At 63.3% G+C, this 18,501-nt stretch carries 16 protein-coding genes and 1 pseudogene; 8 read left to right on the forward strand and 9 right to left on the reverse strand.

Going from position 1 to position 18,501, the window contains the following annotated elements; all coding sequences use genetic code 11:
* Window positions 1–48: 48 nt before the first annotated feature.
* Both F6X59_RS19670 and F6X59_RS19675 read left to right on the forward strand, forming a co-directional pair.
* Complete coding sequence (locus F6X59_RS19670) at window positions 49–1,617, forward strand: phospholipase D family protein (RefSeq protein WP_372240456.1); 1,569 nt, start codon at window positions 49–51, stop codon at window positions 1,615–1,617.
* A gap of 16 nt (window positions 1,618–1,633) precedes the next feature.
* The gene (locus tag F6X59_RS19675; protein WP_152957693.1) at window positions 1,634–2,032 is read left to right on the forward strand and encodes a DUF5329 domain-containing protein; all 399 of its coding nucleotides are present in this window, start codon (window positions 1,634–1,636) and stop codon (window positions 2,030–2,032) included.
* 115 nt (window positions 2,033–2,147) lie between these two features.
* On the opposite strand, the gene F6X59_RS19680 is transcribed toward F6X59_RS19675, so the two are convergent.
* Entirely contained in the window at window positions 2,148–2,420 is a 273-nt protein-coding gene (locus F6X59_RS19680) for a PepSY domain-containing protein (RefSeq protein WP_152957694.1), read from the reverse strand.
* Window positions 2,421–2,477: 57 nt separating this feature from the next.
* Window positions 2,478–2,912 carry an NUDIX domain-containing protein gene (locus F6X59_RS19685; protein ID WP_178120115.1) on the reverse strand — a complete coding sequence of 145 codons (435 nt, stop codon included), beginning with the start codon at window positions 2,910–2,912 and terminating at the stop codon, window positions 2,478–2,480.
* 176 nt (window positions 2,913–3,088) lie between these two features.
* On the opposite strand from F6X59_RS19685, the gene F6X59_RS19690 reads away from it, so the two are divergent.
* Entirely contained in the window at window positions 3,089–4,072 is a 984-nt protein-coding gene (locus F6X59_RS19690; RefSeq protein ID WP_152957696.1) for a LysR family transcriptional regulator, read from the forward strand.
* Between the two features lie 18 nt (window positions 4,073–4,090).
* Here F6X59_RS19690 and F6X59_RS19695 read toward each other — a convergent pair whose 3' ends face one another.
* The gene (locus F6X59_RS19695) at window positions 4,091–4,558 is read right to left on the reverse strand and encodes a RidA family protein (protein WP_152957697.1); all 468 of its coding nucleotides are present in this window, start codon (window positions 4,556–4,558) and stop codon (window positions 4,091–4,093) included.
* 206 nt (window positions 4,559–4,764) lie between these two features.
* Here F6X59_RS19695 and F6X59_RS19700 point away from each other — a divergent pair, with 206 nt between their 5' ends.
* Together F6X59_RS19700 and F6X59_RS19705 are read left to right on the forward strand one after the other, a co-directional pair.
* Complete coding sequence (locus tag F6X59_RS19700) at window positions 4,765–5,451, forward strand: hydrolase (RefSeq protein WP_152957698.1); 687 nt, start codon at window positions 4,765–4,767, stop codon at window positions 5,449–5,451.
* Window positions 5,452–5,525: 74 nt separating this feature from the next.
* A pseudogene (locus F6X59_RS19705) lies at window positions 5,526–5,894 on the forward strand (helix-turn-helix domain-containing protein); the annotation flags it as partial.
* Window positions 5,895–5,902: 8 nt separating this feature from the next.
* Here F6X59_RS19705 and F6X59_RS19710 read toward each other — a convergent pair.
* A complete protein-coding gene (locus F6X59_RS19710; RefSeq protein WP_152957699.1) occupies window positions 5,903–6,796 on the reverse strand; it encodes a LysR family transcriptional regulator in 894 nt (297 codons plus the stop codon).
* A 111-nt stretch (window positions 6,797–6,907) separates the two neighbouring features.
* On the opposite strand from F6X59_RS19710, the gene F6X59_RS19715 reads away from it, so the two are divergent.
* Both F6X59_RS19715 and ppnN read left to right on the forward strand, forming a co-directional pair.
* Window positions 6,908–7,969 carry a YeiH family protein gene (locus F6X59_RS19715; RefSeq protein WP_152957700.1) on the forward strand — a complete coding sequence of 354 codons (1,062 nt, stop codon included), beginning with the start codon at window positions 6,908–6,910 and terminating at the stop codon, window positions 7,967–7,969.
* 63 nt (window positions 7,970–8,032) lie between these two features.
* Window positions 8,033–9,406 (forward strand): nucleotide 5'-monophosphate nucleosidase PpnN, encoded by a 1,374-nt coding sequence (gene ppnN, locus F6X59_RS19720; RefSeq protein ID WP_152957701.1) that lies wholly within the window; start codon window positions 8,033–8,035, stop codon window positions 9,404–9,406.
* A gap of 29 nt (window positions 9,407–9,435) precedes the next feature.
* Here ppnN and F6X59_RS19725 read toward each other — a convergent pair whose 3' ends face one another.
* Both F6X59_RS19725 and pssA read right to left on the reverse strand, forming a co-directional pair.
* Window positions 9,436–10,602 carry a GGDEF domain-containing protein gene (locus F6X59_RS19725; protein ID WP_152957702.1) on the reverse strand — a complete coding sequence of 389 codons (1,167 nt, stop codon included), beginning with the start codon at window positions 10,600–10,602 and terminating at the stop codon, window positions 9,436–9,438.
* A 211-nt stretch (window positions 10,603–10,813) separates the two neighbouring features.
* Complete coding sequence (pssA, locus tag F6X59_RS19730; protein ID WP_346651923.1) at window positions 10,814–12,142, reverse strand: CDP-diacylglycerol--serine O-phosphatidyltransferase; 1,329 nt, start codon at window positions 12,140–12,142, stop codon at window positions 10,814–10,816.
* Between the two features lie 158 nt (window positions 12,143–12,300).
* Between pssA and F6X59_RS19735 the strand changes: the two genes are divergently transcribed.
* Complete coding sequence (locus F6X59_RS19735; RefSeq protein WP_152957703.1) at window positions 12,301–13,296, forward strand: GlxA family transcriptional regulator; 996 nt, start codon at window positions 12,301–12,303, stop codon at window positions 13,294–13,296.
* A gap of 24 nt (window positions 13,297–13,320) precedes the next feature.
* On the opposite strand, the gene F6X59_RS19740 is transcribed toward F6X59_RS19735, so the two are convergent.
* The 3 genes from F6X59_RS19740 to katG form a co-directional block, all read right to left on the reverse strand.
* Complete coding sequence (locus tag F6X59_RS19740; protein ID WP_152957704.1) at window positions 13,321–14,655, reverse strand: MFS transporter; 1,335 nt, start codon at window positions 14,653–14,655, stop codon at window positions 13,321–13,323.
* Window positions 14,656–14,818: 163 nt separating this feature from the next.
* The gene (locus F6X59_RS19745) at window positions 14,819–16,030 is read right to left on the reverse strand and encodes a M24 family metallopeptidase (RefSeq protein ID WP_152957705.1); all 1,212 of its coding nucleotides are present in this window, start codon (window positions 16,028–16,030) and stop codon (window positions 14,819–14,821) included.
* 161 nt (window positions 16,031–16,191) lie between these two features.
* Window positions 16,192–18,447: a catalase/peroxidase HPI gene (gene katG, locus F6X59_RS19750; RefSeq protein ID WP_152957706.1), complete on the reverse strand. Its 2,256-nt coding sequence runs from the start codon at window positions 18,445–18,447 to the stop codon at window positions 16,192–16,194.
* Window positions 18,448–18,501: the final 54 nt, after the last annotated feature.

An 18,501-nucleotide genomic window follows, 5' to 3' on the forward strand; every position in this document is an offset into this window, starting at 1 on the left:
CCATTCTTCGGCTCCGCCCCCTCATCGCCATCCGCCGGGGTACCCTCCGTGAGATCCAAACAGCCCTTGTTTGCCGTTCTGTTTCTCACGCTGCTCTTCGGTGGCTGCACGACACCCAATGCCCCCCATGAACCCAGTCAGGCCTTGCCCGCCAACGGTTCGGCGTTCGGTCGTTCGATCCAGGCCGAGGTAGCCCCCCATCAAGGACGCTCGGGCTTTCGTCTGTTCCCGGAGAGCGCCGAGGCGTTTGCCGCCCGCGCCGAGCTGATTCGCAATGCTCAAAGCAGCATTGACCTGCAGTACTACATCGTCCACGACGGCATCAGCACTCGGATACTGCTGCGCGAGTTACTCGTCGCTGCCGACCGTGGCGTGCGCGTGAGGATTTTGCTCGATGACACCACCAGCGATGACTTGGAGGAAACCATCGCGACGCTGGCGACGCATCCGTATATACAGATCCGAGTGTTCAATCCTCTGCATCTGGGCCGCAGTACCGTCGTGACACGCACGATGGGTCGGCTCTTCAACCTGTCGCAGCAACACCGGCGCATGCACAACAAGCTGTGGGTGGTAGACAACTGTGTGGCCATTGTCGGAGGGCGCAATCTGGGGGACGAGTATTTCGATGCCGAGCCCAACAGAAATTTTACTGACATCGACATGCTCAGTGTCGGCCCGGTCGCAGAACAATTGGGACATGGTTTCGACGAGTATTGGAACAGTGCCCTGAGCAAGCCGATCGAGCAGTTCATAGCGTTCAAGCCGACGGGCAAAGACCTGGAAGATCTTCGGACTCGGCTGGATGCCTCGCTGGAGGAAACTCGCACTCAGCATCATGCGCTCTATCAGCAGTTGATGAGCTATACCACTCAGCCTCGCCTGAACCACTGGCGCCGGGAATTGATCTGGGCCTGGAACAAAGCGTTGTGGGATGCGCCGAGCAAGGTCCTGGCCGATGGCGAACCCGCTCCGTATCTACTGTTGACCACCCAGTTGGCCCCCGAACTCAACGGCGTCACCCAGGAACTTATCCTGGTTTCGGCCTACATGGTACCCGGCCAACCCGGTGTGATGTATTTGACACGTCAGGCCGACGCCGGCGTGTCGATCAGCTTGCTGACCAATTCGCTGGAGGCGACCGATGTTCCTGCGGCGCATGGTGCCTACGCGCCTTACCGCAAGACCTTGCTCGAGCATGGTGTGCAATTATTCGAGCTACGCCGCCAAGCCGGTGACCATGGCAACAGAAAGCCGCGCCTCTTTCACAAGGGTTCGTCCAACAGTTCCGATTCCAGCCTGCATACCAAGGCGATGATTTTCGACCAGCAGAAAGCGTTCATCGGCTCGTTCAATTTCGACTCACGCTCCTTGCTGTGGAACACCGAAGTCGGCGTGCTGGTCGACGATCCGAAGCTCGCCGGGCAGGTGCGTGAACTGGCGTTGCAGGGCATGGCCCCTGCCCTCAGTTATCACGCCCGGTTGCAAGGCTCCCAGTTGGTATGGGTCACCGAAGACAACGGCAAACAGCATACGTTGACCCAGGAACCGGGGAGCTGGTGGCGGCGCTTCAATGCGTGGCTCAGTAGCACGATCGGGCTGGAGAAAATGTTATAGGTGGGAAGGATCAATCATGCGAGCGTGGGCAAAAGGCTCCGTGCGGCTTATTCGTCAACTGATGATGGCGACAGGTATTTGCCTGCTCGCGATGATCCTTGGCCTCCCCGTATCAGCCCTCTCTCAAGCCGCTAGAGAAATAAGTGGCCTGCTGGACTTCGTAGAGCACAGTGACTGCACATTTGTTCGCAACGGAGCCGAATATCCAGGTTCCCGAGCGCGAGCGCATCTGGAACAGAAGCTGAATTATCTCGAAAGCAAGAACAGGGTGAAAAGCGCGGAAGACTTCATTGACCTTGCTGCCACTAAAAGCAGCCTGAGTGGACGTGCCTATGAGGTGCGATGCCCGGAAGGCGTGCAACCGGCAGGCATCTGGTTGCACCAGGAACTGCAAAGACAACGGGAATCCAAATAACCTGCTCTTGAGCCTGGAAGCGGCAGCTTTGAGCATGATGCGAGACCGGTGTCGTACTCCCTGAAAAAAGCCCGCGTGATGACGCGGGCCGCTCAGAGAGCAACACCCGCCCTGATCAGTTATCCAGCTCGTCCTTGATGATCTTCCCGTCGTGCGGATCGACCTGGAACTCATACTGCTTGCCGTCAGCTTTCATGCCCTCGCCTTCCCAGTGACCATCATCGGCCTCGATCTTGGTGATCTGTGTGTAGCCGGCGCCTTTCAAGGTGGCTTCGGCTTGATCCTTGGTCACCTTCCAATCCGCTCCAGGCTGATCCGCCCATGCTGACGTGGCACCCAACGCCCCTACAAGCGCCAAGCCAGTGAATACTTGAGTCATCGCTTTCATCGCTAACATCCTTTTTCATGGCATTTAATGATCCGACCGGCTCGCTGAACGCGCCGTTCAATCTGGATTGGATACCAACTGAGAAACAGCAGGCTGATCACCATGGACAAGCGCCGACAAATCACGAGCCAGCAAGGCAGCGGCCGTGGGTTTCAGCATGGTCGCGCTCAAGTCCTGCCAACCGACCCACTTGCACGCGACAATGCCGCTGCCAAGCGAGACACTGCAGCCCTCAGCGAAGTCAGCGGTAAAAACATGGTGGAGCACATTACCTACCTCAATGGTGCCCACCCCGTTGAGGCCGCAACAGTGTAACGACAGGGCGTTCCAAAGCGCTCTGGCAGCCGCTCCGATCGGGGCCTCACCCGTCTCAAGCAGACCGCCTGGGAACTTCCATTTAGCGCCCTTCCTGCGCACCAGAAGGACTTGGTCATTTCGGGCACAGAGGATCGTTACCTTTGCCCTGGCGGGACGATGCTTGCTGACGCTCATGAGGGATCGCACCTGCAGAATGCGCGAAATCCTGAACGCTGGAACGAACATCCTTATGCTGATGACCGACAGGCAGGATGTCGAGTTCCGGCACCAGGTGGATACGTCTGCAAGAGCGGGCGCGTCACCTTGGTTGCCCACGCGCCTTCTCGTATCATCTGCACACCGCACCTGGAATGAACCCCGTGAAGCCGTCACCTGGAAGTGTCTCGCCGATCCCTGCCACCACCACTGGGCCCGAATGGGATGTCACTCAGGCGGTCAACCAGCTCTCCTGGGACGATTTGCGCATCATCAAGACCTTGAGTGATTGCGCCAATCGCTCCGCTACGGCGAAGAAACTGGGCATCAACGTTTCAACGGTGTCGCGCCGGGTCTCTCAGGTCGAAAAGACCCTGGGCGTTGCGCTGTTCGACCACCGCAAGGCCGGCTACCTGCTGACCGCCGAAGGCGCGGAACTGCGAGCGCTGGCCGAGCGGGTCGAACTCGATATCGTGAGTGTGACCCGGCGGGTCTCCCGGGCAGGCCAAGGCCCGCTTGGCAAGCTGCGGATCACCACCAGCGACTCACTGCTGCTGTACTTCCTCACCCCGATCATCGCGGATTTCAAAGCGCTCAACGAGGGGATCAGCATTGAAGTGCTGGTCGGCAACGAAACGCTGAGCCTGGCCCGGGATGAATCGGATATCGCGGTACGTGCCACGCGCAAGCCCGCAGAAAGCCTGGTGGGCAGAAAGCTGGCCAACATCGCCTGGGCGCCCTATGCCAGTGTCAGGCAACCGCTACCTGCCGACCCGTTTGCCGAAGGTCACGGTTGGGTGTCGTATTCCGGGGCGCTGTGCGGCTTGAAAGCGACCCGCCATGTGGAAGGCCGGGTTGCGCCGGATTGCATTGCCTACCGCACCGATTCAGTGGCAGCGGCGAGTGCCGCCATTGCAGCGGGCCTGGGTTACGGGTTCCTTCCGTGCATGCTGGGCGACATCACGCCAGGCCTGGTTCGCCTCGGTCCGGTAGTACCGGAGCTGCAGGACGAATTGTGGTTGCTGACCCATCAGGACATACGCAAGTCCTGGCGCGTCAAAGCATTCATGACCTTCTGCGCTGCTGCAGTTGCCGACCTTAAACCCTTGGTCGAAGGGCAGCAGGCGCTTGCGACCTGACAGGCTGATGCCTGGCCCTCAGCCGCGGGTGGCCGGTGCGCCGATCACCGCACGGCAGACGATTTCGATCAGCTGAGGGCGTTGGGCGAGCCTCGACACGCCGATGATGTTGCTCGCCGCCTGGGGCCGATCCGAGCCATAGACCGCCTTGCGCACCTTACCGACCACGGCGAACGCTGCGTCCATGTCGAGCACGTAGAGGGTTTCTTCCACCACATCCTCAAGGCTGGCACCGTACAGGGCGAGCAGCTTGGCGATGTTGGCGTAGCAGACGCGCATCTGTTCGCCCATCGTGGAGAAATCACTCGGCCTGCCGTCGGCATCCAGAGGTGCCGGCGCAACCAGGCTGCCGTCCTCGTCGTGGCTGAACTGGCCGGACACGAAAAGCTCGTTGCCTACCCGCCGCGCCTGCGGATAACCGTAGCTTTCTTCCCATGGAACGCCCCAATAGGCGGTATCGTCGTTGAAAGGTCGTGTAGCGGCCATTGCATTTTCCCGGATGGATGGCGGCTCGGGGTGATCCGCGTGGCTCGAATGCTAGCACCGCGAACGGCATGACCACGGGTGCATTATTGCGCCTTTGGTGGCGCAAACGTGCGCCACCACTGCGCTCGATGTTTGACTATCTTTTGCTGGCACCCAGCGACGACCCGCTGAGGAACGTTGATCACCATCCAGCACAGGGAATAACCATGAGCACTGCAAACACTGAAGTCCTGACCCCATTCAACAGCCAGCTGATCTTCATCGACCAACAGCCGCAAATGGCCTTCGGCGTGCAAAGCATCGATCGTCAGACGCTGAAGAACAACACCGTGGGCCTGGCCAAGGCGGCCCGGATCTTCAACGTGCCGACCACTATCACCACGGTGGAAACCGAGAGCTTCTCCGGCCACACCTACCCCGAGCTGCTGGCCGTGTTCCCGGATGCACCACTGCTGGAGCGCACCTCCATGAACTCCTGGGACGACCAGAAGGTTCGCGATGCCCTGAAGAAGAACGGTCGCAACAAGATCATCGTTTCTGGCCTGTGGACCGAGGTCTGCAACACCACATTTGCGCTGTCCGCCATGCACGATGCCGGTTACGAGATCTACATGGTGGCCGATGCCTCCGGCGGCACGACCAAAGAGGCCCATGACTACGCCATGCAGCGCATGATCCAGGCAGGCGTGGTACCGGTGACCTGGCAGCAGGTGCTCCTGGAGTGGCAGCGCGACTGGAAGAACCGCGATACCTACGATGCCGTGATGGAGCTGGTCAAGGAACACTCCGGTGCCTACGGCATGGGCGTGGACTACGCCTACACCATGGTGCACAAGGCGCCTGAGCGCGTTCAGCACGGCCCGACCTTGGCGCCGGTTGCCGCGCCCCGCTGATCGGCCAGCAGCCACCTTCAGCGGGCAGCCCTGCCCGCTGAGCGTTCCCCCCTCTCGAACAGGAATGGACCCTCATGAGCAGTGGCGATTGCACTGTGCTGGCGACTGTCGCCTCGAAATCGACCGGGCAACTCAAGCCCTGGCAGTTGCACGCCGCCAAGCGGCTGATGTTGGCGCATCTGGACGTAGGCATCTCGGTGACGCAGCTTGCCCAGGCATGCGCCCTGTCGCGCAGCCACTTCACCCGGATGTTCAAGGAAAGCACCCGCGTGCCGCCGCAACAATGGATGCGCGAGCAGCGGATCAGAAAGAGCAAGGAGCTACTGGCAGACGCCAGGATGCTGCTGGCAGAAATCGCGCTGGACTGTGGGTTCTACGACCAGGCGCACTTCTGCCGCACCTTCATGAAGGCTGAAGGGCTCACTCCCCTGGCCTGGCAAAAGCTGACCCATCATCCGGGCGCTTCAACCAGCGGCGCCACGCACAGCTCCATGAACCGCGCCGCCGCCCGCGAAGGCGTGGCGGCGTGGGGCAACAGGATGGAAAAGCGCCTGACCAATGGCGCTGGCGCAATCCGCACCTGCCGCAGTGCGCCGTCCTCATGGCGGATCGACATGGCCGAGACGAATCCAACCCCCATCCCGGCCCGTACTGCCTCTTTCACCCCTTCGACCCCGGCAATCTCCAACGCCACGCGCATCGCCACGCCGTAGCGGGCAAACGCCCGTTCGACGATCTGCCTGACCCCCGAGCCACTTTCGCGCAGCACCAAGGGATAGGCGCCCAGTGACGCCAAGGTTTGCCCCTGAGCCTCGGCAAGCGGATGATCACTTGGCACGATGGCCACGATCTCGTCCTCACGCCACGCGGTCACTTGCGTGCCCAATGGCAGTTCCTGCCCGGGCGGCCCCTCGATCAAGGCGATATCGACACTGTCCAGCGCTGCGACGATCTCCGCCGTGTTGCCGTGGGACGTGGTCACCAGCACCTCCGGATAGCGCTTGTGGAAATCGGCGATCAGGTACGGCAGCAGGTAGCTGGCCGGCGTGGTACTGGCGCCGATGCGCAAGGTGCCCCGCTCCAGCCCGCGCATGGCCTCGCACAAGACCTGGGCCTGGCGGAAGGTGTCGCGCAGGCGCTGGGCATGAGCCAACAGCTGCTCGCCGGCAGCGGTCAGGCGCACGCCACGGCCGGCGCGCTGGTACAGGGGTTCGCCAAAGTCTTCCTGCAGCAACTTGAGCTGGCCGGACACCGCCGGTTGCGACAGATGCAAGGCCTGAGCCGCATGGCTGATATTGCCGTGCTCGGCTACGGTGGCGAAGGTTATCAGCTGTTCTGGGGTCATCCAGTCAAAGTATCAGCTAAGCGGATATTTGCCATCCTAAATTACGATTTTTTATAAGCTTATAACCAGATTAACGTAGGCCATGTCGAAACACTTTCCCGGAGGACTCACATGGCCACGGCAACTTCCAACCCCGCGTTGGCGCCCACCCTCTCTACCCGAGGGCGGCTCAACGGCATCCTGTTCGTCGCGTTGTTCGCGCTCGCCGTCACCCAGCTGGCAGCCCTGCCCGCCATCGCCAGCCTGGGCATCAGCCCGCTGATCGTCGGCATCGTCGCCGGCGCTCTGTACGGCAACGCCCTGCGCGATGGCGTGCCGGCCAGCTGGGCAGCCGGTATCAACTTCTCGGCCCGCGGGCTGCTGCGCATTGCCGTGGCCTTCTTCGGCCTGCGCGTGAGCCTGCAGGAGATCGCCGAAGTCGGCTGGTCCGGCTTGAGCGTATCGCTGCTGGTGGTGACCAGCACCCTGCTGATCGGCCTGTGGTGCGGCACCAAGCTGTTCAAGCTGGACCGCGACACCGCCCTGCTCACCGCGGCCGGCAGCGCGATCTGTGGCGCCGCTGCCGTGCTGGCATTCGAGTCGGCACTGCGCAGCGCCCCGCACAAGAGCGCCATGGCGGTCGGTAGCGTGGTGCTGTTCGGCACCCTGTCGATGTTCCTCTACCCACTGGCGATCAACGCCGGCTGGTTGCACCTGGACACGCTGGGCGCCGGGCTGTTCCTCGGCGGTACGATTCACGAAGTGGCGCAGGTGGTGGGCGCGGCCAGCAATGTCAGCCCCGAAGCCACGCACATCGCCACCATCGTCAAGATGACCCGGGTGATGCTGCTGGTGCCGGTGCTGCTGGTGGTGGGCCTGTGGATCAGCCGTTCGCGCCAACCCGGCCAGGCACAAGGCAACGGCCGCATCGCCATGCCCTGGTTCGCCTTCGGTTTCCTCGCCCTGGTGCTGGTGAACTCGCTGCAGGTGCTGCCGGGCAGCGTGACCCAGGCGCTCAACAGCCTGGACACCTTCGCCCTGACCATGGCCATGACCGCGTTAGGCATGGAAACCCGCTGGAGCCAGATCCGCCAGGCGGGGCCCAAGGCGCTGATCACCGGTGCGCTGCTCAACCTGTGGCTGGTAGGTGGCGGCCTGGCGATTACCCTGGGTGTGCAACGCCTTTTAGGTTGACGTGCATTGATCGGTATGGTGTTGTCTTGCAAGGATGTTTTTACCTGCACAGGAACGACTTAGATGCCTCAACGCCATGTCATCAATGCATCCGTCAGCCCCAAAGGCAGCCTGGAGACGCTGTCGCAACGTGAAGTCCAGCAACTGAGTGAAGTCGGTACCGGTAGCCTCTACACCTTGTTCCGCCAGTGCGCCCTGGCCATTCTCAATACTGGCGCCCATGTCGACAACGCCAAGACCATTCTCGAGGCGTACAAGGACTTCGAAGTCCGCATCCACCAGCAAGACCGCGGCGTGCGCCTGGAGCTGCTGAACGCTCCGGCGGACGCCTTCGTCGATGGTGAAATGATCGCCAGCACCCGCGAAATGCTGTTCAGCGCCCTGCGCGACATCGTCTACACCGAAAGCGAGCTGGCCAGCCAGCGCATCGACCTGGAAAGCTCCCAGGGCATCACCGACTACGTCTTCCACCTGCTGCGCAACGCCCGCACCCTGCGCCCTGGCGTGGAGCCGAAGATGGTGGTGTGCTGGGGCGGCCACTCGATCAGCAGCGAGGAGTACCAGTACACCAAGAAGGTCGGCCACGAACTGGGCCTGCGCAAACTGGACATCTGCACCGGCTGCGGCCCGGGCGTGATGAAGGGCCCGATGAAAGGCGCGACCATCGCCCATGCCAAGCAACGCATGCACGGCAGCCGCTACCTGGGCCTGACCGAACCGGGCATCATCGCCGCCGAGGCGCCGAACCCGATCGTCAACGAGCTGGTGATCCTGCCGGACATCGAGAAGCGCCTGGAAGCCTTCGTCCGTGTCGGCCACGGCATCATCATCTTCCCCGGCGGCGCTGGCACTGCCGAGGAATTCCTCTACCTGCTCGGCATCCTCATGCACCCGGACAACCAGGCCCTGCCGTTCCCGGTGGTACTCACCGGGCCGCGCAGCGCCGAACCGTTCCTGCAGCAGCTGCATGCCTTCGTCGGCGCCACCCTTGGCGAGGAAGCGCAGCGCCACTACCAGATCATCATCGATGACCCGGCCGAAGTGGCCCGGCACATGGTCGAGGGGCTCAAGGAGGTCAAGCAGTTCCGCCGCGAGCGCAATGACGCCTTCCACTTCAACTGGCTGCTGAAGATCGACGGTGGCTTCCAGCACCCGTTCGACCCGACCCACGCCAACATGGCCGAACTGGCCCTGCGCCGTGACTTGCCAGCGCACGAGCTGGCGGCCAACCTGCGCCGGGCGTTTTCCGGGATCGTCGCGGGCAACGTCAAGGACAAGGGCATCCGGCTGATCGAGGAGCACGGGCCGTATCAGATCCGCGGCGATGCGGCGGTGCTGGAGCCGTTGGGGCGCCTGTTGCAGGCGTTTGTCGACCAGCACCGGATGAAACTGCCGGGTGGCGCGGCGTATGTGCCTTGCTATCAGGTAGTGACCTGAGATCGCCGGGGCCGCTGTGCGGCCCCTTGCTATCGCACAGCGCTCGCCACAGTCCGGTCCACCAGGCGAATGCTGTCACGCCCGCCACGCTTGGACTGGTACAACGCCACATCGCCCTGCTCGATCAACGCCGCCAGGCTGGCCGGCGGCTGGTCGAACAGGTTGGCGCCAATGCTCAAGGTCACTGCCTGCGGGGTCGGCATCGCCTCCCTGGCAAACTGCTGGAACTGGTCGCGCAGCTGGCTGCCCAGTTCCACCACGCTCTCGCTGCTGACATCGCTAAGCAGGATCACGAACTCATCGCCGCCCAGCCGCGCGGCCAACGACCGCTCCGGCAGCACCGCGCGGATCATCTCGCTCAAGGCAATCAACAGGCGGTCTCCCGCCGCATGGCCATGCAGGTCGTTGACCAGCTTGAAGTTGTCGATGTCGATCAGTAGCAACGCCCCAGGCTGCGCCGGGCTGACCGCCTTGAACAGGTGCGTGGCCCGCACTTCCAGGGCCCGCCGGTTGTACAGTGCGGTCAGGGGGTCGCGGGCGGCCAGCCGGGCGATGCGCTCTTCACGGCGGTAGCGCACGGTGCCGGTCATCGACAGCGCGATCAGCATGATCGCCATCGCCCCTTCGACCAGGGAAACCTGGATGATCAAGCCACCAAAGGTCGCCAGGTCGATCAGCGAGCCCGGCGTCACCGCCACGATCGCCTTGGCCACATAGAACAGCCCATGGACCAGCAGCACGTAACGCAACTGCACCGCCCCTACACTCAGCGACTTGCCGTGCGGGCGCAGCAGGTAGCTGGCCTTGAGCGTGAGCAACGCCACCAGCAGCGAGTTGACCATCAGCATCACTTTCGACCACTGCGGCCCCACCGGCAGCAGCAGCAAGCCGAACCAGACCAGCACGATCAGCAGCCACGCCCATGACAGCCGGACCTGGGTGAAACGCACCACGCCCAGCAAAAAGAACGCGTGGGCGACCACCAGCAAGCCGTTGGCGAACCAGATACCGATCAGCAGCAGGCCGATGCCGCGCAGCAGGGCCAGGGTCGAACCAACCGTGATGGTGGCGAAACCGGCGCTCCAGCACAGTAGTGATGTTTCGCGGACACTGCGCCACTCGATCGCCAGGTACAACGCAGCCGCAGCGGCCAGGGCGATGCTGATCGTCAGCATCGTGGGTGGATCAAGCGCCATATACGGATTGGCCTGTCTGGTTAACGTGGAAAAGCGCTGATTGTATGCGTTCGAGATAACTTTTCAGAGGGGCGAACCGTCGCGTTGCACGCAAATGGATGTGTCCGCGCAGGGCACGCTCCGCATGCCCATGGCGTTGCCCAGCTTGATGATAGCCTGTGCCAGGCGGCGGTCACTGTCGCTGCCCGCGACGAGGCCCGTGCAGGCGAGCTCAGAGCACCCGTTTGATCAACGGCTCCAGCCGGCTGTAGCGCAGGCGGCGGAGGAACTTGCGTACCTCCTTGGGGTGCTCGGCCTTCTCGCCCAGTTCAGCCACCGTGCCGATCTGCGGCGCATGCCGGCGAATGCCCTCAAGCTCCACCGCCCGTGGTACCAGCCACTGGCCGTGCGGGTCATCGATCAGCAGGCCGTTTTCCAGGTCCAGGTTGAACCCGCGCGGGTTGAGGTTGTTGCCGGTCAGCAGCGAATAGCGCTGGTCGACCCACACGCCCTTGGCGTGGAAGGTATGGCCCGGGTCGTTCCAGATGCGTATCTGCAACTGGCCGCTGGCAATCGCGGCCTGGCGCCGCCGGGCAAAGGCGCGCAGGTTGTCTTCGTACAGGTACGGCAAGGCACCGCTGGCGCTGAACGGCTCGCCCGGGGCGATGTAGAAGTCGTTGGCGGTGCGGTGGCCGACGATCAGCTCGATGCGCACGCCCCGGTCCAGGGCATGGTCGATCTCGCGCATCACCACCCGTGGCGGGTTGAAATACGGCGTGCTGATGATGATCTGCGCACGTGCCGCCGCCAGCAGCGCGCACAGCGTGCGGTTGAGCGGGTTGCCACGGCCGACGCCGAGCAGCGGAACAACGCGCAGCCCCTGCCCCGCCATGGCTGGCGGTGCCTCATAGGCCATGCGCCGCAAGCGTGCGCGCAGGCGCCGGATTTCACCGCGCAGATTGCGGGTTGCCGGTGGCGCGGGCAAGTCCAGGCGCGGCGTGGCGGTGTGGTGCAACAGGCGCCGCACCAGGTCGACCATGGCGTCGGCCAGGGCCGGCGCCTGGAACAGGTGGTAACGGTCCAGCCGGTAACGGTCGAACCGGTGCAGATAGACGTTGTTCAGGCTGGCGCCGGTATAGATCACGCAATCGTCGATCACGCTGCCCTTCAGGTGCAGCACGCCGAACAGCTCGCGGGTCTGCACCGGCACGCCATGGATCACCACGTCGAGCCCACGCAACTGGCGCTGGGCCTGGTACCAGGCCGCGTTGCCCGGCTGGCGCCCGGCCCCCAGCAGGCCTCGGCGGGCACGGAACCAGTCGACCACGATGACGATCTCCAGGCCCGGCCGCTCGGCCTTGGCCTGGTACAGGGCATCGAGCACCTCCTGGCCGGCCTCGTCTTCCTGCAGGTACAAGGCAACGATGACGATGCGCCGGGTCGCCGTGGCAATGCGCTCGAGCAGGCAGGTGCGGTAGGCCGCGGCATCAGGCAACACCTGGATCGCCTCAGGGGCGATGGCGAAACCTGGCAGTGCCGCCAGCATGGATTCGGGGTTCACGTACGATCACCTTCTGTCTGCAATCAGGTCCATTCCTGGCCGTTGCGCCCGGGGTGTATGATCAGCCCGGCAACGACCCATAACAACAAGAAACACGCGAGGCTTGTTTTCCTTCTGCCCCAGACGAACTACGCCTCAGCTTGCACAGGAAGATCGCAATGGTCCACCCCGCGTCCAAAAGCGTAATGCCTTACCCAACCAGGACCTTTGGTTTTCTGGTATTGCCCAACTTCACGACCATTGGCCTGGCATCGGCGGTGGAAACCCTGCGCATGGCCAACCTGGCAGCGCGCCACCCCTTGTACCGCACCGTGTTGATTGCCGCCAGCCCGGAGCCGGTGGTGGCCAGCAATGGCATGCGCGTGCTGCCCGACCACACTATCGCAGACGCCCCGGCGCTGGACGCCCTGTTCGTGGTCGGTGCCAACCCGATCGACCGCAGCCGTGGCGGCACCCGGCCACTGATCGACTGGCTGCGCCAACTGGCGCGCCAGCGCTTGCCGCTGGGCGGGATCTGCACCGGCAGCTACCTGTTGGCCAAGGCCGAGCTGCTCGACGGCTACCGCTGCACCATTCACTGGGAAGACCTGCAGACCCTGCAGGAACACTTCCCCGACATTGTCATCTCCAGCCAGCTGTTCGAACTGGACCGCGACCGTTTCACCTGTTCCGGTGGCGTGGCGGCGATGGACATGATGCTGCAACTGGTCGCCCGCCAGGCCGGTGGCCAGGACATCGCCGCCAAAGCCGCCGAGCTGTTGCTGTGTGACCGTGTAAGGGGGGAGCGCGAGCGCCAGCGCGTGCCGTTGCGCACCCTGCTCGGCAGTGCCCAGCCCAAGCTGAGCCAGGTGGTGGCGATCATGGAGGCGAACCTGGAGGAGCCGCTGGCGCTGGAAGAGCTGGCCAACCTCAATGAAGTGACCGTACGCCAGCTGGAGCGGTTGTTTCACAAGTACCTGCAACGCACCCCCAGCCAGTATTACCTGGAGCTGCGCCTGTCACGGGCACGGGAACTGCTGCTGCGCAGCGATGTGCAGGTGCGCGAGGTGGCGCTGGCCTGCGGGTTCAGCTCACCGGCGCATTTTTCCAAGAGCTACAGTCGCTTCTTCGGCCTGTCACCGTTAGGCGAACGGCGGCAGGCCTCATTGCATTGAAGGACGCTGGCGTGCCGGTGCAGCTCAGTCCGGCAGGGCCGAATGCGCCGTCTCCCGGCACATCAACATGGCCAGCAACGCAACCAGCGCTGCCGCCAACAGGTAGCCTGCCGGGGCCAGCTTGCTACCTGTGGCCTGGATCAACCAGGTGGCAATGAACGGCGCAGTACCGCCAAACAGTGCGTTGGCCAGGTTGAAGCTCAAGGCGAAGCCGCTGAAGCGCACCTGAGTCGGGAATATCTCCGCCAGCAGGCACGGCAAGGTACCGTCGTTCATCGCCAGCATCGCCCCAAAGACGATCTGGATGGCCAGGATCACCAGCAACGGCTGCCCGTCGAGCAATTTGAACAAGGGCACGGTCAGGCCAAGAAACAGCAACGAAGCCACCACCAGCATGGTCTTGCGGCCGAACTGGTCGGACAGCCGCCCCATCAGGAAGATCAGGCCGATATAGGTGGCCAGCGACACCGTAGAGGCAATGAACGAATCACGCTCGCTCATGCCCATCTCGCTGGACAAATAGGTCGGCATGTAGCTGAGCAGCAGGTAGAACGCCACGGCATTGAGGCAGGTGACGCCGAGGCCGATGGCCAGGCTGCGACGATGCCGTGAAAACAGCTCGCGAATCGGCGCCGGGGTCATGCAGGCCTTGTGTTCCAGGCGCTGTTCCATCTCCAGGAACTTTGGCGTGTCCTGCAGGCTCATGCGGATGTAGCGGCCAACCAGGCCGAACGGTGCAGCCAGCAGGAACGGCAGGCGCCAGCCCCAGCTGTGCAGGTCCTCGCTGCTCAGCAGCTCATGCAGCACCGCGACGAATGCCGCACCAAACAGCAGCCCGGCGGCCGTGCTGGCCGGGACGATGCTGGTGTACAGGCCACGCCGGCCGGGCGGCGCATACTCGGCAAGAAAAGCCGCAGCACCGGCGTATTCACCCGAGGCGGAAAACCCCTGGACCAGGCGGATCAGCAACAGCAGGCCGGGCGCCCACAGGCCGATCTGCGCATAACCTGGCAGCAGGCCGATGCAGAACGTTGAAATCGACATGATCAGGATCGACAAGGACAGGGCGTTGCGCCGGCCATGGCGATCGCCAAAATGCCCCCAGACCACGCCACCCAGCGGGCGGACCAGAAATGACAGGGCAAATACCGCGAAGGTTGCCAGCAAGCCGCTGGTCTTGTCGGTCTGTGGGAAGAAGGTGGCGGCAATGATGGTGGCGAGGTAGCCGTAGGCGGCGTAGTCGAACCATTCGACGAAATTGCCCATGAAACTGGCGCGCGCGGCCTTGCGCAGGGCCTGGCGTTCGGCGTTTGGTGCGGCGTTGTCAAGGGAAGGAGCGTTGAGCGTGGTGCTGGACATGACGGGTACCCTCTGATTCTTCTAATTGGAGGCAGGGTCTGGTGGTCATACAGTGGTTTTTATATTGCCCGGGGCGGCCCCTTCGCGGCCGAAGCCGCCCCCACAGGTATTTCACTGGCCTCTGTAGGAGCGGCTTCAGCCGCGAAGCAGGCGACGCCGGTGCTTATTTGCGAATGATGTTGTGCTCCGGCCCAAACGGGAATTTGGTAATGTTCTCGGCGCCGTGCTCATTGACGATCAGGATGTCATGCTCACGGTACCCGCCCGCCCCCGGCCGCCCTTCGGGCAGCATGATCATCGGCTCGATCGACACCACCATACCCGGCTCCAGTACCGTGTCGATGTCTTCGCGCAATTCCAGCCCGGCTTCGCGGCCGTAGTAGTGGCTCAGTGTGCCGAACGAGTGGCCGTAGCCAAACGTGCGGTACTGCAGCAGGTCGTGGCGCAGGAAGATCTCGTTCAGTTCACGGGCGATGTCGCAGCAACGCATGCCCGGGCGCACCAGCTTGAGGCCCGCCTCATGCACCTCGACGTTGGCCTGCCACAGGCGCAGGTGATCGTCCGGGCAATGATCGAGGAACAAGGTGCGCTCCAGCGCGGTGTAGTAGCCGGCGATCATCGGGAAGCAGTTGAGGCTGAGGATATCGCCCTTGTTGACCTTGCGGCTGGTGACCGGGTTGTGCGCGCCGTCGGTGTTGAGCCCGGACTGGAACCAGGTCCAGGTGTCCATCAGCTCGCTGTCCGGGAAGCTTCGGGCGATCTCGCGGACCATCGCCTGGGTGGCGTGCAGCGCCACTTCATATTCCGGCACCTGGTCGCGCAGTGCCTCGACCACCGCCGCCCCACCGATGTCGGCAACCCGTGCGCCATGGCGGATCAGCGCCTGCTCCTCGGCCGACTTGATCATGCGCATGCGCATGCACGGTACACCGATGTCGAGCAGTTCGGCCTTGGGGTAGCAGGCCGCGAGCTTGGCGTGGTTCTGCAGGTTGAGGTGGTCGTATTCGACGCCGATGCGCGAGGCCAGCGGCAGGGCCTGCTGGATGGCGACGAAGTAGTTGTCACGTTGCCAGTCGGTGTAGACGATGTTGTCGGTGCCCACCGTGCGCCGCCAGGGCTGGCCGCCGTCGATGTTGGCGCTGATCGACACCACCTTGTCCTGGGTCACCACCAGCGCGTAGGGGCGGCCGAACGAGCAGTAGAGGAAGTCGCTGTAGTAGTTGACGTTGTGGTACGAGGTGAAGATCGCCGCTTCGATATCCTGCTCGGCCATGTAGGCCCGCAGGCGGGCGTGACGGGCGGCGTACTCCTGTGCGGAGAAGGTCGGTTTGACCTTGTCGCCATTGCGGATTTTCAGGGTCTGGGGCATTTGCATGGTCGGTGTTCCTTGTCGTTGTGAGCACGCTGTTCAGGCCGGCCGCCTGGAAAGCATTGCAACAGAACCAACGAGGACGCTTTTGTATCTATCCGACCTGGAATTGGCGTTATCGCCACAGGCCGGGGGGGCGCCTTGCGCCCCCCCGGCTTCAAACAGCGCTATTTGAGGTCAAACCGGTCAAGCTCCATGACTTTCACCCAGGCCGCGACGAAGTCTTTGACGAACTTGTCATTGCCATCGCTGCTGCCATACACCTCGCTCAACGCCCGCAGTTGCGCATGCGAGCCGAACACCAGGTCGACCCGGCTGCCCGTCCACTTCACCTGCCCGGTCTTGCGGTCGCGGCCCTCGAAGCTGTCGTTGTCCGCCGACGTCGGCTTCCATTCCACGCCCATGTCCAGCAGGTTGCGGAAGAACTCGTTGCTCAGGGTGCCAGGCTTGTCGGTAAACACACCGTCCTTGCTGCCGCCATGGTTGGCACCGAGCACGCGCAAGCCGCCAATCAGCACGGTCAGTTCAGGTGCAGTGAGGGTCAGCAGTTGGGCCTTGTCCAGCAACAGCTTCTCGGCCTTGACGCTGTAGCGGGCCTTGCTGAAGTTGCGAAAGCCATCAGCCAGCGGTTCCAGCACGGCAAACGACTCGACATCGGTCTGCGCCTGGGAGGCATCGACACGGCCCGGGCGGAAGCCCACGCTGATGTTGTGCCCGGCATCCTTGGCGGCCTTCTCCACGGCGGCTGAGCCGGCGAGGACGATCAGGTCGGCCAGGGAGATCTTCTTGCCACCGGCGTTGAACTCGCCCTGGATCTTCTCCAGCGCCGCCAGCACCTTGCCAGTGCCCTGGTTGGCCGCCCAGTCCTTCTGCGGCGCCAGGCGCAGCCGGCCACCGTTGGCACCACCGCGCTTGTCCGAGCCACGGAAGGTCGAGGCAGCCGCCCAGGCGGTGGCCACCAGTTCGGCGACGCTCAGGCCCGATGCGAGAATCCTGGCCTTGAGCCCGGCGATATCCTGCTCGCCCACCAGCGGCTGGTCGGCTTTGGGCAGCGGGTCTTGCCACAGCAACTCTTCGTTGGGCATTTCCGGGCCCAGGTAGCGCGAGAGCGGCCCCATGTCACGGTGGATCAGCTTGTACCAGGCGCGGGCGAAGGCATCGGCCAGCTGGTCAGGGTTGTCCTTGAAGCGCTTGGCGATCGGCCCGTAGATCGGGTCGAAGCGCAGCGCCAGGTCGGAGGTGAGCATCGAGGGCGCGTGGCGCTTGCCCGCGTCATGGGCATCCGGCACGGTGCCTGCGCCTTTGCCATCCTTGGGTCGCCACTGGTGAGCGCCGGCCGGGCTCTTGGTCAGTTCCCACTCGAAGTTGAACAGGTTGTTGAGGTACTCGTTGCTCCATTGGGTGGGCGTCGAGGTCCAGGTCACTTCCAGGCCGCTGGTGATCGTATCGCCACCCTTGCCGCTACCGAACTTGTTGGCCCAGCCCAGGCCCTGCAGCTCCAGGCCTGCCGCTTCAGGCTCGGGGCCGACGTTGTCGGCCGGGCCGGCACCGTGGGTTTTGCCGAAGGCGTGGCCGCCGGCGATCAGCGCCACGGTTTCTTCGTCGTTCATGGCCATGCGGCCGAACGTTTCGCGGATGTCCCGGCCCGATGCCACAGGGTCCGGGTTGCCTTCCGGGCCTTCCGGGTTGACGTAGATCAGGCCCATCTGCACCGCAGCCAGCGGGTTTTCCAGGTTGCGCTCGCTGCTGAGGTCACGGCTCTGTTCTTCGGGATGTTTCTGCGGCTCTGCGACCAGGTCACCCTGCCCTGGCGGCTGCGCCTTGACCTGCTCCTTGCCATAACGGGTGTCGCCACCCAGCCAGACCTTTTCCGAACCCCAGTACACGTCTTCGTCCGGCTCCCACACATCGGCGCGGCCGCCAGAGAAACCGAAGGTCTTGAAGCCCATGGACTCCAGGGCGACGTTGCCGGTGAGGACGATCAGGTCGGCCCAGGAGATCTTGTTGCCGTACTTCTGCTTGATCGGCCACAGCAGGCGCCGGGCCTTGTCCAGGCTGACGTTGTCCGGCCAGCTGTTGAGTGGGGCGAAACGCTGCTGACCGGAACCGGCACCACCGCGGCCATCACCGATACGGTAGGTGCCGGCGCTGTGCCAGGCCATGCGGATGAACAGCGGGCCATAGTGGCCGAAGTCGGCTGGCCACCAGTCCTGGGAGTCGGTCATCAAGGCGGTCAGGTCTTTTTTCAGGGCCTGGAAGTCGAGGCTCTTGAACGCCTTGGCATAGTCGAATTCCGGGTCAGGGCTGGACTTCGACGAGTGTTGATGAAGGATCCTGAGGTTGAGCTGGTCAGGCCACCAGTCACGGTTGGTGGTGCCGCCACCAGCGGTTTGATGGAACGGGCATTTCGATTCGTTCGACATCTGCTGTTACCTTTGGGTCGGTTATCCAGATTTCCGGTCTATGCCAGGTGTTCT

Origin of the sequence: Pseudomonas sp. MN1F (assembly GCF_009391885.1) — a bacterium.
Taxonomy (GTDB): domain Bacteria; phylum Pseudomonadota; class Gammaproteobacteria; order Pseudomonadales; family Pseudomonadaceae; genus Aquipseudomonas.

What these genes read in the sequence shown, in the direction of transcription:
- F6X59_RS19695 (WP_152957697.1), bottom strand. Translation starts at nt 4,558, where the DNA reads ATGGCCGCTACACGACCTTTCAACGACGATACCGCCTATTGGGGCGTT.
- F6X59_RS19735 (WP_152957703.1), top strand. Translation starts at nt 12,301, where the DNA reads ATGGTCCACCCCGCGTCCAAAAGCGTAATGCCTTACCCAACCAGGACC.
- ppnN (WP_152957701.1), top strand. Translation starts at nt 8,033, where the DNA reads ATGCCTCAACGCCATGTCATCAATGCATCCGTCAGCCCCAAAGGCAGC.
- F6X59_RS19725 (WP_152957702.1), bottom strand. Translation starts at nt 10,602, where the DNA reads ATGGCGCTTGATCCACCCACGATGCTGACGATCAGCATCGCCCTGGCC.
- F6X59_RS19680 (WP_152957694.1), bottom strand. Translation starts at nt 2,420, where the DNA reads ATGAAAGCGATGACTCAAGTATTCACTGGCTTGGCGCTTGTAGGGGCG.
- F6X59_RS19740 (WP_152957704.1), bottom strand. Translation starts at nt 14,655, where the DNA reads ATGTCCAGCACCACGCTCAACGCTCCTTCCCTTGACAACGCCGCACCA.
- F6X59_RS19715 (WP_152957700.1), top strand. Translation starts at nt 6,908, where the DNA reads ATGGCCACGGCAACTTCCAACCCCGCGTTGGCGCCCACCCTCTCTACC.
- F6X59_RS19675 (WP_152957693.1), top strand. Translation starts at nt 1,634, where the DNA reads ATGCGAGCGTGGGCAAAAGGCTCCGTGCGGCTTATTCGTCAACTGATG.
- F6X59_RS19700 (WP_152957698.1), top strand. Translation starts at nt 4,765, where the DNA reads ATGAGCACTGCAAACACTGAAGTCCTGACCCCATTCAACAGCCAGCTG.
- F6X59_RS19710 (WP_152957699.1), bottom strand. Translation starts at nt 6,796, where the DNA reads ATGACCCCAGAACAGCTGATAACCTTCGCCACCGTAGCCGAGCACGGC.
- katG (WP_152957706.1), bottom strand. Translation starts at nt 18,447, where the DNA reads ATGTCGAACGAATCGAAATGCCCGTTCCATCAAACCGCTGGTGGCGGC.
- F6X59_RS19745 (WP_152957705.1), bottom strand. Translation starts at nt 16,030, where the DNA reads ATGCAAATGCCCCAGACCCTGAAAATCCGCAATGGCGACAAGGTCAAA.
- F6X59_RS19690 (WP_152957696.1), top strand. Translation starts at nt 3,089, where the DNA reads ATGAACCCCGTGAAGCCGTCACCTGGAAGTGTCTCGCCGATCCCTGCC.
- F6X59_RS19685 (WP_178120115.1), bottom strand. Translation starts at nt 2,912, where the DNA reads ATGAGCGTCAGCAAGCATCGTCCCGCCAGGGCAAAGGTAACGATCCTC.